Below are 12839 nucleotides of genomic sequence, written 5' to 3'. Positions count from 1 at the left end.
CTTGTCATTTCCATTGACTTGTTCGAAGAAGTGACAGAGCCACTGATCGACCTTAAACTATTACATCAACTTGAATAAATACAAAATAAGGGACAACACCATGAAAATACTATTGCCAATAGACGGCTCAAAATCATCTCTCAATGCAGCAAAGTATGTTGCTAAAACAGCTAAAAATTCTCGCAGCCCGGTTGTGGTTACTTTAATTAGCGTTCACGATGATGCTGGTCTTGGTCATGTAAAACAGTTTGTTGCCAAAAGTGTTGTTGATGATTATTTAAGAGAAGTAAGCGAGAGGGAGCTAAAGGCGGCTCAAAAGGTTTTAGATGCGGCTGGCGTCAAACACAATATAGCTATCAAACGTGGGCACATATCTGATGAAATTATGGCGCTTGCAAACAAGGATAAAGTGGATTTAATTGTTATGGGTGCAAAGGGTCAAAGTGGTTTTATGGATGCATTAATGGGATCTGTAGCCCAACGCATTAGTAGCTGTGCAAAACAACCAGTACTATTGATTAAGTAACCCATTTAGTTGGTTGCCGATGGCGGCCAACTGAGTTCATCACTTTTATAGACTTAAAACATACAGATGTCCTCACCCTTGCAGGGCCTCAATAAATCTGAAGTGCTCCAGCTTCAAGCGCAGCACGGGTTTAATGGGCTTGCAGTTGCAGATAAAAAAACTCTTTTCAAGTTACTAATTAGAATTTTAGCTGAGCCTACATTCGCCCTACTCTTGTTGGCTGGCTCGATTTACCTAGTTATTGGCAAAATTGATGATGCATTAATATTGATTGGATTCATCTTTATTTCAGTTGGAATTACCCTATTCCAAGAGCGAAAAAGTGAAAAAGCAATTGATGTCCTCAAGGAACTCTCAAGCCCCAGAGCGATTGTCATTAGAGATGGCATTACGCAAAGAGTAGCCGGCAAAGACATTGTCGTTGGCGACATACTCGTACTTGCAGAAGGGGACAGAATTCCCGCTGATGCCCTATTATTTGAAGCACACGATCTACTCGTTGACGAATCATTGCTCACCGGTGAATCTGAGCCAACTAAAAAAGATAGCGCTAATCAAGTCCATTCGGGCTGCATGGTAATTCGGGGTAGCGGCATAGCCAGAGTTAGCGCTATTGGCATGCAAACTGAGTTAGGCAAGATCGGAAGTAGCCTAAAGCAAATCATTAGTCTTAATAGCCCTCTTCAGGAAGACATTGGGGAATTGATTAAAAGGGTTACGATTTTTGGAGTCTCCCTCTCAATTATCGTTCTAGCAATCTACGGATTAATGCACGATAACGCACTGACCGCTATTAGTCTAACCATGGCGTTGCTGCCAGAAGAATTCACAGTAATTTTGACGGTATTTATGGCGCTTGGCGTTTGGAGAATAGCTCGCCAAAAAGTACTTACAATGTATGCGCCCGTTATTGAAACACTGGGTAGCATCACAGCTTTATGCGTTGATAAGACGGGCACTCTCACTCTGAATAGGATGTCCCTAGAGGTTCTTGCAACTCCCCAGAATATCTTGATGCTTAGCTCAAAAGATGATGAACTAAATCCATCGCAAAAAGAGCTTCTAGGTTATTGCGTACTTGCAAGCGAGGTAAAGCCGTTTGATCCTATGGAACAGGCTTTTCATGAAAAGCGCCATCTCGCTCCTGAATATATTAATCAGACTTCCGAATTTGAATTGGTACACGAGTATGGCCTGAGCCCCGAGCTCCCTGCGATGACACATCTTTGGAAAGCGCCAGGCTCTGATGAATGTCTTGTGGCTATCAAAGGTGCGCCCGAGGCAGTCCTTAAGCGCTGTAATTTGCCGCAAACACAAATCGCAGTAATTGAAAAACAAATTAAAGATCTTGCATCCCAAGGATTGCGTTTACTCGGAGTTGCAAAATCTCAATATACGAAGCAAAGCTCAAATTGGCCAGCAACCTTGAGCTCATTTGAGTTTACTTGGCTCGGTCTTGTGGGGCTCAAAGACCCAATTCGTGAAGAAGTGCCCGCATCCATTCAGAAATGTCAGGGAGCTGGCATTCGCGTCATCATGATTACTGGAGACCATGCAATTACAGCGCAAGCGATTGCAAAGCAAGCGGGTATTGATAGTGCCAGCGTTCTATCTGGCAGCGATATTAATACACTTAACGATCTTGAGCTGCGCGAAGCGGTAAAAAAAACGTCAGTTTATGTGCGCATTAAGCCTACTGAGAAATTAAGGCTTGTAAAAGCGTTGCAAGCGAACAATGAAGTTGTGGCTATGACAGGTGACGGGGTTAACGATGCGCCCGCCCTAAAAGCAGCTCATGTAGGCATTGCAATGGGGCAACGAGGCACCGATGTTGCTAGAGAAGCCGCATCCTTGGTACTGCTAAATGATGATTTTTCATCCATCGTCCACACTATCCAGCAGGGCAGGCAAATATATGACAATTTACATAAAGCCATCATTTATGTCGTTGCCGTCCACATCCCAATGGCTGGAGCTGTTTTTATTCCCATTCTCTTTGGGGTGCAGCCGATCCTAGACCCGATACATATCGTCTTCCTACAAATGATTATTGACCCGGCGCTTGTGCAATTATTTTTGAGATGGAAGCGCCTGAAAGCGATGTAATGCTAAAGCCACCTAGAAGTATTAATCAAAAACTCTTTAGCTTGGATAGCATCTCCATGGCTTTTTATTACAAGGAGCGGGATTGACCGCTATTGTTGTTGGTCTATATTTCTGGCTTCTACATATGAACTATACCCATGCCATGGCTACAACCCTATCATTTGGCAGCCTAGTGCTTGGCAACATCTCATTAATTATTGTCAGTAGATCCAAAAATGATCACCTCTTTAGAATTCTGCAAAAAACCAATCCGTCTCAGAAAAGGATTCTCGGTATTGGAGTTATATCCTTTGGATTTTTAATTACGATTCCATTTCTCCGAGATCGATTTCAATTCACTGTGCCTACGCTAGAAGGTGCATTGGCGATTCTTGCCTCTGGGTTAATCGGAATCGCGTGGTACGAGCTGGTTAGGCTAGGCTACAGAAGAAAATGGGGCCAATAGCAAATGACTGCTATTGATGACTTCTAGGCAAAAAACAGGGTCAGTAGTTTCACGATTTAAATTAATGCCTTTTAAGAAGTCTGCAACCCTCACTACTCTTGATAGTTTTATATCTGGAATATTTAAGGCCCGACCTAATAACAATTGAAATTAAAGCTCGAGCTGCATATACAGCCAATACGGTAATAGTTGAGGTGGTGGCTCAGCGCCCTCGTATGGTTCACAGAGCGTAAATCCATGAGTCAAATACATAGATAGATTGGGCACTTTTCATGAACACACCCGTATCCAGATTAAGCAACCTGAAACCGCCCTTTTTTGAATCCTCAATAAGATGCTCAAGAATTTTTTTGCCATAACCTTGGCCGCGACACTCTGGTTTTGTATATATCCTAACAATCTCCCCATTACCACTAGGTAGCTGACGTAATCCACCCATTCCAACTGGAATACCGTTGGAGATCAATAGATAAAATGCCGCATTTAGGGAATCTCGAGGATTAATAAAGCCCATAGCTAATGGAATATATTGCTCTAGAGGCATGCCGACTATATCGGGAATAGAAAAAGCACAGGTTTCTTGAATTTGATCATTCATCCATGAAAAATATTCGCCCGTCATCTGCAAGGCAGCATCTGCCCACTCTGGGCTATGGGCATCGACAAAATAGATATTGCTAGACATAAATAACTTATTAAATCTTTTGGCTAAGGGAAAGCTTGGGAACTGATTAAACAATGCATTTAGCAAAACACAATAAAAGGTAAATTAATACATCCGATCTTATTCCAAACAGCTCATGCACTCTCGAAGTATTATTTGACCACTGGGGTAATTAAATAGGTTAATTTAGTGCAGATGAGATGTGTTCGAATAGGTTTCGGGAAAATTTCACGAATTCATGAGGAACACCTGAGGGATCATGGTGTAACTACCATTGGCATAGTTGAAGTTAGCCCTGAACGCGTCAAAGAGATAAGGGAAATAGGGTTCAACGCCCTTGATTCAATAGAAGCGGCAGTTTCACTTAACCCTGACTTCTATGATATTTGCACCCCAACCTATACAAGATTAGAAATTCTTCGCAACCTATGCTTATTGAATCCATATGCCAATATTTTGCTTGAAAAACCATGTTGTGATTACAAGGATGTTGAGGAAGTTCAAAGACTTACAAAAAATCATTTAGGAAAAATTTCCGTAAATGAAAACTATGCCTCCTCAAAGGTCACGACTCGAGTACTTGAAACTGTAAGAGAGAGAAATATCAGGCCAAAGAGTTAATCGATCTTGATATAATGGCGCTAGTATGATGCCGCATCCCTCAAGGGCAAGCCTCTAACTACATTCAAGGTCGTTGGTAGGGAGGCTGGCGCCTGTGGCGACCGCGGTTGTATCTTTAGAGAGCTGCTATCGATTTCGATTACCGAGTCTTTCCTGAAAGAACATTTGGATAAAGGTTTCCAAATTAGCTTGAACTCAAAAACGGGTAACGAAACTATTTTGTATATTCCCCCTCAGTACATCAAGGGCTACCTGATGGCGGTAGATGGATCAGCAAGGTAGAGAATGTTGAAGGATTCGAAATAAATAAAGGGGCTTTTGAGCCCCTTTATTTATATAAGCATTGGCGGAGACGAGAGGATTCGAACCTCCGATCAGAGTTTTAGCCCCGATGCTCCCTTAGCAGGGGAGTGCCTTCGACCAGCTCGGCCACGTCTCCGTATTGATACATTTACAACGCCCCACAGTTTAACTGATTCCTATAGCTGCAGGGATTTACAGCGGTTTAATGCTGATTCTTACTTCTGATCCAACTCAAAGGCCTTATGGAGAGCGCGCACTGCCAACTCCATATATTTCTCATCAATAACGACTGAGATCTTGATTTCACTAGTAGAGATCATCAGGATATTGATGCCCTCTTCTGATAATGTTCGGAACATTTTGCTGGCAACGCCAACATGGGAGCGCATACCAACACCGACAACAGAGACTTTAGAGACCTTAGGATCGCCTGAAATTTCTTTAGCCTCAATATGGGATTGGACATTGTTCTTTAGTAAGTCCAGGGCTTTTTGATAATCAGCACGAGGGACTGTAAAAGTGAAGTCTGTCTTACCTTCAAATGATTGGTTCTGAATAATGATGTCCACATCAATATTGGCATCCGCGATCGGACCCAAAATTTGATAAGCGATACCTGGGCGATCAGGAACGCCAAGAACGGTAATTTTTGCCTCATCACGCGCAAAGGCGATGCCGGAAATAACTGCGGCTTCCATAGTGCTGTCCTCTTCAAATGTAATCAAGGTGCCCGACTTCATCTCTTCATCAAGGGGCATCAATGGATCTGTCAGCGATGACAGAACACGAGTTTTAACTTTGTACTTACCAGCAAACTCCACTGAACGAATCTGCAATACCTTTGAACCAAGACTTGCCATCTCGAGCATTTCTTCAAAGGTAATTTTGTCCAAGCGACGTGCATCTTCACAAACGCGCGGGTCAGTTGTGTAGACACCATCGACGTCGGTATAGATCAAGCACTCATCTGCCTTCAGTGCTGCAGCCATGGCAACAGCTGATGTGTCAGAGCCGCCACGACCCAAAGTCGTGATGTTGCCATTTGGATCAACGCCCTGAAAACCAGTAACCACTACAGCACGTCCAGCATTGAGATCAGCAAGAATTTTCTTGTCATCAATACTCTTGATACGCGCTTTAGTAAAAGAAGAATCCGTGTGAACTGTTACCTGCCAACCAGCATAACTCACTGCATCAACACCTTCACGCAGTAATGCCAGAGCCAATAAGCCAGAGCTGACCTGTTCGCCTGTAGAGGCGATTTGATCGAGTTCACGTGGATTAGCATCAGGATTGATGTCCTTTGCCAAACCAAGCAAACGGTTAGTTTCGCCAGACATCGCTGAAGGCACCACAACCACTTGGTGACCAGCACGCATCCACTTGGCAACGCGTTTAGCGACGTTCTGAATGCGCTCAACTGAGCCCATTGAGGTGCCGCCATACTTATGAACGATAAGAGCCATAAATCCGTTGTATTGTCTATGTATAGGAAACTACATTCCCTAGGGTCTAAAAGGGGCTTATTTTACAGGGTTTTATCCCCGTGCTATAGCTTCTCAGACCATATAGGCAGTACTCGCTTACCAGTCGATACCAAATGTGGGTAGCTCGCCCCCACCCCAGCAACCGCTATCAGCTCGTCATGGATATAGAGCAGTGGCGCCTGGCGCTCCCAAGGGGGTGTATCTGACTCCTGGAAAAGGTTCTTGAGGGTTTTTCGTGGGGTATTGGACTTGATTTGGAGCTTTTCTGCCCCCTGACGAGGCCTTTCCTCAATCAGGCCCTGCTTTTGGGCTTCCTTAACCCAGTCAGCAGGCAAGCCAAGGGACTTGCTCCGAGCAGGCACATCACGAAATACCCACTGCCCGACTTTGCGATTCGCCACTTGTAAGAGACTGCGCCATAAATAAATGCTCACCTCATCATGCTGCCATACCAAATTTGAATCTGTTTTTACAGCCATCAGATCCTTCCACCAAGACTCAAGACGCTCCTGGGATGGCATTGATAAATCATTTAGCTTGAGCCAATAACGCATCAGATTATTGGCAGCTGCTTTATCTTCCTTCGCAAGAAGCAAGAGAGGCGCTAGCTTTAAGTGCTGAGCTTGAAAAATTTGCTTACCATCCTGTCTAGCCAAGCGATCGAGCAGTACTTGTGATTGAGCCAGTAAATCTGCGCTACGAGCTAAGTTAGCGATTGCGGCTGGTTGAATTTTCTCCAGCCTCGGGATGATGTCTTTACGAATCGCATTTCGGCGATAGCGCGTATTTTGGTTACTAGGGTCTTCCACCCATTTGAGCTTATGTTCTTTGGCGTAAGCCTCAAGTTCAGCCTTACTTTGATTTAGCAGCGGGCGCCAAAGGGTAATAGCGTCAGCATCTTTTGCGTTCGCACGATGTCGGGGCATAGCAGAGAGACCCGCAACGCCCGAGCCTCGCAAGAGTTGCAAGAGGACAGTTTCGGCTTGATCATTTTGATGGTGGGCTAAGAGTAAATCTTCAATGCCATGCTCAATGCACAACTCCGTTAAGGCATCGTAGCGCTCTGCCCTAGCCCGGGCTTCAATATTGCCCTGCGATTGATCTGCAAAATGCAATAAACGGAAATCAAAATGAACTCGGTATTTTTTGGCTAGCTTCTCGCAAAACTCCAGCCACTGATCAGCAGACTTTTGCAAACCATGGTGAATATGGAATACCCAAATCTCAGTTGAGTTATTGGGATTTATTTGGACCGCCTTGCAAACGGCATCAAGCAACACAACCGAATCAAGCCCACCGCTTAAGGCAAGGCCAATACGTTTGGCTGCTATTGGGGCGGCCTGAAGAGTCGCCTTAGGACTTAGCTTCGATTTCCTTGAACTTGCCATAGCTCATCAAGCGTTTATGGCGACGCTCAAGAAGCGCATCCACTTTCATACCATCGAAGGTCTTTAGTGACTCTGCCAAGGCTTTGCGCATATTGCTCATCATGGTCTCGTAATCACGATGTGCACCACCGATTGGCTCGGTAACGATCTTGTCAATCAAGCCGATTGCCTTTAAACGTTGCGCGGTCAAACCCAATTGCTCAGCAGCTTCTGGGGCTTTATCAGCAGTCTTCCATAGGATAGAAGCACAACCTTCAGGTGAGATCACAGAATAGGTTGAGTTCTGCAGCATCAACACAACATCACCCATTGCAATTGCTAGCGCCCCACCAGAACCACCCTCACCAATAATGGTAGCGATGATAGGCACTTCTAATTCAGCTTGAACATAGAGGTTGTGACCAATCGCTTCAGACTGGTTTCGCTCTTCTGCGTCGATCCCCGGGAATGCACCTGGTGTGTCAACAAAAGTAAATACCGGCAATTTAAATTTTTCAGCCAAGTGCATCACGCGTTTTGCTTTGCGGTAACCCTCTGGGCGACTCATGCCAAAGTTACGTAGAGCGCGCTCTTTAGTATCGCGGCCCTTCTGATGACCAATCACTACACAGGGTTGATTCTCAAAACGGGCTAAGCCGGTAATGATGGATTGATCATCCGCAAAATTGCGATCGCCATGAAGCTCATGAAAATCTGTAAATAAAGCGCCAACATAATCGAGGGTATAAGGACGTTGTGGATGACGCGCCACTTGTGAAACTTGCCAAGGATTGAGGTTGGCGTAAATGTCTTTAGTCAGCTGCTGACTTTTTTCGGTAAGCGTTTTGATCTCATCAGAGATGTCTACTGATGATTCATCTTGCACAAATTGCAGCTCTTCAATCTTTGACTCTAGTTCAGCGATTGACCGCTCAAAATCCAGGAAAGTCGTTTTCATAGCTTGATTTTAATATTCAACGGGAATGGGGTCGAGACTTCTCCACATATACCAGGTAGCTACAGTACGCCAAGGGGCCCAATTTGCCGCTACTTCACGGGCCTCATGCCTACTAACAGGCTCTCCACTGAAGTAATTGAGGGAAATAGCCTTAATTAGGCCCGCATCATTCAAAGGGAGAATATTAGGTCTCACCATATTAAAAATAAGGAACATTTCAGCTGTCCAGCGCCCAATACCCCGGATTTCACATAACTCTTTGATGATGGCCTCATCTTCCATGTCCTTCCACTGATTCGCATGCAAACGGCCAGAATTGAAGTGCTCAGCTAAATCACGAATGTACTCGACCTTACGGCCCGATAACCCGGCTGCACGCAATTCTTCAATAGTTAAAGCCAGGATATTTTTAGGGTTTACTTTGTTTTTAGCGGCAAGTAAGACTTTATTCCAAACTGACTGGGCTGCCGCTACAGAAATTTGCTGACCAACAATCGATCTGGCCAGTGTAGTGAATGCATCACCGCGCGTTCTCAAGAAAACTGGCCCATGTTTTGGAATCAACTTTTTGAGGATACGGTCTTGTTTCATCAACTCAGCACAAGCCTGTTCCCAATACTCTGGGGCTGATTCTTCAAAAATTTCTTGCTCTGCTGCTTTAGTCAAAATGCATTCTCAACCACGAATTGAACTACTTAATTTCTGCGCCATTCAGTCAGGCCACCAGGTTTGTCTTCCAAGACTACACTCTGCTCCAATAAAGTCTTGCGAATTAAATCTGCTTTAGCAAAATCTTTGGCTTGCTTTGCCGCAACTCGTGCAGCGATCTGCTCTTCAATTACAGCAGCAGATAAACCTACATCGGCACCACGAGATCCTTCTTGTAAGAATAGGGTTGGGTCTCGCTGCAAAAAGTTCAGGGTTCCAGCTAATCCTTTGAGAGTGGCGGCTAGTTGCGCCTTCTCATCGCCCTGCGCACGATTCACTTCGCTCGCCAAGTCAAAAAGAGCTGCAATAGCCTCAGGCGTATTGAAATCATCATTCATAGCATCAGAAAAACGCTTAGCCCATGGAGAATAGGGGTCGGTAGGCTGATTGCTCGCTGGAGATTGAGACAATGCTGTGTATAGGCGAACTAAGCCTGAACGAGCCTCTTCGAGTTGGGCGTCACTATAGTTAATCGGGCTGCGATAGTGGGCACGCAACATAAAGAAGCGTAAGACCTCAGGATCAAAATTTTTTAGAACATCCCGAATCAAGAAAAAATTACCCAAGGACTTGGACATTTTTTCTTCATTCACACGAATATGTCCGTTGTGCATCCAGTAATTTACGAAAGGCTCATCGCTAGCAGTGTGATCTTGGCCATACAGAGCGCCTTCACTCTGAGCGATCTCGTTCTCATGGTGTGGGAATTGCAAATCGGCACCACCGCCATGGATATCAAAATGCTCACCTAGTAAATCGCAGGACATAGCAGAACACTCAATATGCCATCCGGGACGACCTTCACCCCAAGGAGATTTCCACCGGGTATCCGCAGGCTCTTCTGGTTTAGCGCTTTTCCATAAAACAAAATCTAAGGGATCACGTTTGCCACCACCAACAGCGACACGCTCACCAGCATTTAATTCATCTAAAGATTTACCGGAGAGGCGACCGTACTCGGGGAATAAGCGAACAGCGAAATTGACGTCACCATCATCGCCTTGATAGGCCAATTCTTTTTCTATCAAACGACCAATCATGCCCTGCAATTGACTGATGTAATCGGTTGCACGGGGCTCGTGATCTGGATGCATTAAACCCAGCTCATCCGAGTCGGCATGCATTGCATCAATAAAACGCTGGGTTAGCGCAGAAATAGGTTCACCATTCTCAATCGCGCGATTGATAATCTTGTCGTCAATATCAGTGATATTGCGGACATAAACCACCTCGTAGCCACTAGCTCGCAACCAGCACACCACCATATCAAACACAATCATCACCCTGGCATGCCCAATATGGCAAAAGTCATAGACCGTCATACCGCAGACGTACATCTTGACCTTGCCTGGCTCGATGGGTTTAAAGGCCTGCTTAGAGCGACTGAGAGTGTTATAGATTTGCAGCATAGGGGCTATAAAGGTGGGCAAGTAGCGCCAATTTGTTAGACTGAGCGCTGAGTATATCGAATGAGTCCGTTTTTCACCCCGCCCCCTATGCCAGCTAACCCATTTTCACTATATCCAGACCACTTAGGCGGCTTGAGCGCTATTTTTGCTGCTTTACTGCTAGCGGGCTGTAGCACCCCCGGCCAACAACTAGCAGATGCTGAAATCAAGACCCTAAATACCGCCTCGACCGGGGCTACTCAAGGTGTCCAAGCCCCTTATGTGGGCTCATACGGCCCCAATGACCCCCCACGACTTGCTGAGAACGATGGTGGATACGATCAATTCAATTCGGAGCTTTCAGACTCCGTAGCTGTGCCTTTTCTATCCTTTTTAATCATTGAGCCTGATCCGGTAACCAAAAATGGGGTTCCGTCTGATATTGAAAAGTTAGTCAAAGCCAAAAAATATCCGGAAGCCATTGACCTCATTAACCAGCGCCTCAAGAAAACGCCAGGTAATGTGCAGTTACGTTATGTCAAAGCGCATATGCAGATTGAAATGCGCCAGTGGGATGCAGCCAAGAAAACTTTAATTGAAATAACTCAACAATTTCCAGAGTTACCAGAGCCTTATAACAACCTCGCTGCATTAGCAGCCAATCAGGGCAATTGGATTGAGGCAAGGGATTACTTAGAGCTTGCTTTGAAATTACGCCCTAGCTATACCGTTGCTGCAGCCAACTTAGGCGAGGTCTATATTCGCCTTGCCGCACAGTCCTATGACAGTGCGGCAAAGGATGCCGTCCTCAATCAGCGTCAATACACCAATCGTGCAAAAGCACTCATGGAGATATTGAAGCCACCCAAGAAGAGAGTTGCACCAATATCACCAGCAGTCCCGCTGACAATACCTAGTTCAAAATAATTTTTTTCTTTTATCTACTAACTCATTAGAAAGTTAATTCACCATGGCTAAAGTTCTACTCAAAACAAATAAGGGTGATATCACCTTCACTTTAGATGCTGCTAAAGCACCAAAGACCGTTGCCAATTTTTTACAGTACGTCAAAAGCGGTCACTACGATGGCACGATTTTTCACCGCGTAATTGATAACTTCATGATTCAAGGCGGAGGCATGACTGCCGGCCTCAAAGAAAAATCTTCTGGCGCCCAAATTGAGAATGAAGCAAACAATGGCCTGAAGAACGACCGTGGCACAGTAGCCATGGCACGCACTAGTGATCCGCACTCTGCGACAGCCCAATTTTTCATTAACGTGAACGACAATGATTTTTTGAATCACACTTCACCAAGCGCACAAGGCTGGGGTTATGCCGTTTTTGGCAAGGTTACTGATGGCCTTGATGTGGTTGATGCGATTCGCAAAGTAAAGACCGGTAATGCCGACTTTCATCAAGATGTTCCGACAGAAGATGTCGTTATTGAAAAGGCAAGCGTTCTCGAGGAATGATCCTGCAATACGCGAGCGCGTTATTCATTTCTGATCTACATCTCACGCCGTCAATACCCTTGACGGCGCAACGATTTTTTGATTTTTGTGAAAAAGATGCCCCCAAGGTAGAAGCAGTATTTATCCTGGGAGACTTGTTAGAGTATTGGGTTGGAGATGATGCCGCCCAGCACTCTCCTTTTCAACAAGAAGTGAAACATGCGCTTGCCACACTCTCCACTAAAGTGAAAACGTATTACCTCCACGGTAATCGAGATTTTTTAGTTGGAAAGCATTTCTTAAGCAAAACGGGTATGACATTGATGGCTGACCCAAGCAAGGTCAATATTGCTGGATCTGAATATGTTCTCTGTCATGGCGATTCACTTTGTACGGCAGATATTGGCTATCAAGTATTTCGCGGCTGGGTTAGAAAACCTTGGATTCAAAAACTCTTCTTGAAATTGCCTCTCAATTGGCGTCGCTCGATTGCGAATCATCTCCGTAGCAATAGTGGTGCGCAATATCAGCGTGCAGCTCAATCTTCTGCCGCGGAGGCTCAAGCCAAAACAAACGTTACCTTAACGGCATGTGCGGCCGTCCTAAGAGATCAAGCTGGTAATCAATTGATTCATGGGCATACTCATCTTCCCAAGCACCATCAAGAGCATCTGATGGGCCAAGAGTGGCAACGCTGGGTCTTATCGGATTGGGATTTAGATCATCCCGACAGTGGACGACCGCGCGCAAGTGCGCTACTCATTAACCAAGACGGCGTTCGATACGCCGACCTGATTAAAACTTAATTCACCT

General features: G+C 45.2%; 12 protein-coding genes, 1 tRNA gene and 1 pseudogene. 7 read left to right on the top strand and 7 right to left on the bottom strand.

The genetic code is table 11. The annotated features are described in order from the left end of the window. Positions 1-100 precede the first annotated feature (100 nt). The 3 genes from DXE44_RS04125 (at position 101) to DXE44_RS11370 (ending at position 3077) form a co-directional block, all read left to right on the top strand. Positions 101-526 carry a universal stress protein gene (locus tag DXE44_RS04125; protein ID WP_114652858.1) on the top strand — a complete coding sequence of 142 codons (426 nt, stop codon included), beginning with the start codon at positions 101-103 and terminating at the stop codon, positions 524-526. Positions 527-592: 66 nt separating this feature from the next. Beyond that, positions 593-2632, top strand: a complete 2040-nt coding sequence (locus DXE44_RS04120) for a cation-translocating P-type ATPase (protein ID WP_114652857.1) — start codon at positions 593-595, stop codon at positions 2630-2632. Between the two features lie 82 nt (positions 2633-2714). Continuing rightward, positions 2715-3077, top strand: coding sequence for a cation transporting ATPase C-terminal domain-containing protein (locus DXE44_RS11370; RefSeq protein ID WP_114652855.1), 363 nt, complete (start codon positions 2715-2717; stop codon positions 3075-3077). A 220-nt stretch (positions 3078-3297) separates the two neighbouring features. Here DXE44_RS11370 and DXE44_RS04110 read toward each other — a convergent pair whose 3' ends face one another. Continuing rightward, positions 3298-3762: a GNAT family N-acetyltransferase gene (locus DXE44_RS04110; RefSeq protein ID WP_162785874.1), complete on the bottom strand. Its 465-nt coding sequence runs from the start codon at positions 3760-3762 to the stop codon at positions 3298-3300. A gap of 174 nt (positions 3763-3936) precedes the next feature. Here DXE44_RS04110 and DXE44_RS04105 point away from each other — a divergent pair, with 174 nt between their 5' ends. Then, complete coding sequence (locus DXE44_RS04105; protein WP_114652851.1) at positions 3937-4362, top strand: Gfo/Idh/MocA family oxidoreductase; 426 nt, start codon at positions 3937-3939, stop codon at positions 4360-4362. A 344-nt stretch (positions 4363-4706) separates the two neighbouring features. On the opposite strand, the gene DXE44_RS04100 is transcribed toward DXE44_RS04105, so the two are convergent. The 6 genes and pseudogenes from DXE44_RS04100 to cysS all read right to left on the bottom strand — a co-directional run bounded on the left by DXE44_RS04100 (position 4707) and on the right by cysS (position 10594). Continuing rightward, positions 4707-4801 (bottom strand) — tRNA-Ser (locus DXE44_RS04100). A gap of 79 nt (positions 4802-4880) precedes the next feature. Continuing rightward, positions 4881-6131: an aspartate kinase gene (locus DXE44_RS04095; protein ID WP_114652850.1), complete on the bottom strand. Its 1251-nt coding sequence runs from the start codon at positions 6129-6131 to the stop codon at positions 4881-4883. A gap of 83 nt (positions 6132-6214) precedes the next feature. After that, positions 6215-7540: a tRNA lysidine(34) synthetase TilS gene (gene tilS, locus DXE44_RS04090; protein WP_114652848.1), complete on the bottom strand. Its 1326-nt coding sequence runs from the start codon at positions 7538-7540 to the stop codon at positions 6215-6217. Then, positions 7506-8477 carry an acetyl-CoA carboxylase carboxyltransferase subunit alpha gene (locus DXE44_RS04085; protein ID WP_114652846.1) on the bottom strand — a complete coding sequence of 324 codons (972 nt, stop codon included), beginning with the start codon at positions 8475-8477 and terminating at the stop codon, positions 7506-7508. Before DXE44_RS04085 ends, tilS begins: the two co-directional genes overlap by 35 nt. 9 nt (positions 8478-8486) lie before the next feature. Beyond that, a pseudogene (locus DXE44_RS04080) lies at positions 8487-9113 on the bottom strand (DNA-3-methyladenine glycosylase family protein); the annotation flags it as partial. A gap of 59 nt (positions 9114-9172) precedes the next feature. Further along, positions 9173-10594, bottom strand: coding sequence for a cysteine--tRNA ligase (cysS, locus tag DXE44_RS04075; protein WP_114652843.1), 1422 nt, complete (start codon positions 10592-10594; stop codon positions 9173-9175). A gap of 60 nt (positions 10595-10654) precedes the next feature. Here cysS and DXE44_RS04070 point away from each other — a divergent pair, with 60 nt between their 5' ends. The 3 genes from DXE44_RS04070 to DXE44_RS04060 are packed head-to-tail and all read left to right on the top strand — an operon-like array spanning position 10655 to position 12832. Continuing rightward, the gene (locus tag DXE44_RS04070; protein WP_114652842.1) at positions 10655-11500 is read left to right on the top strand and encodes a tetratricopeptide repeat protein; all 846 of its coding nucleotides are present in this window, start codon (positions 10655-10657) and stop codon (positions 11498-11500) included. A gap of 43 nt (positions 11501-11543) precedes the next feature. Further along, complete coding sequence (locus DXE44_RS04065) at positions 11544-12047, top strand: peptidylprolyl isomerase (RefSeq protein ID WP_114652840.1); 504 nt, start codon at positions 11544-11546, stop codon at positions 12045-12047. Further along, complete coding sequence (locus DXE44_RS04060; protein ID WP_114652839.1) at positions 12044-12832, top strand: UDP-2,3-diacylglucosamine diphosphatase; 789 nt, start codon at positions 12044-12046, stop codon at positions 12830-12832. Before DXE44_RS04065 ends, DXE44_RS04060 begins: the two co-directional genes overlap by 4 nt. Positions 12833-12839: the final 7 nt, after the last annotated feature.

Origin of the sequence: Polynucleobacter necessarius, assembly GCF_900095175.1 — a bacterium.
Taxonomy (GTDB): Bacteria; Pseudomonadota; Gammaproteobacteria; order Burkholderiales; family Burkholderiaceae; genus Polynucleobacter; species Polynucleobacter necessarius_I.
This window is presented reverse-complemented; position numbering and strand designations above follow the sequence as displayed.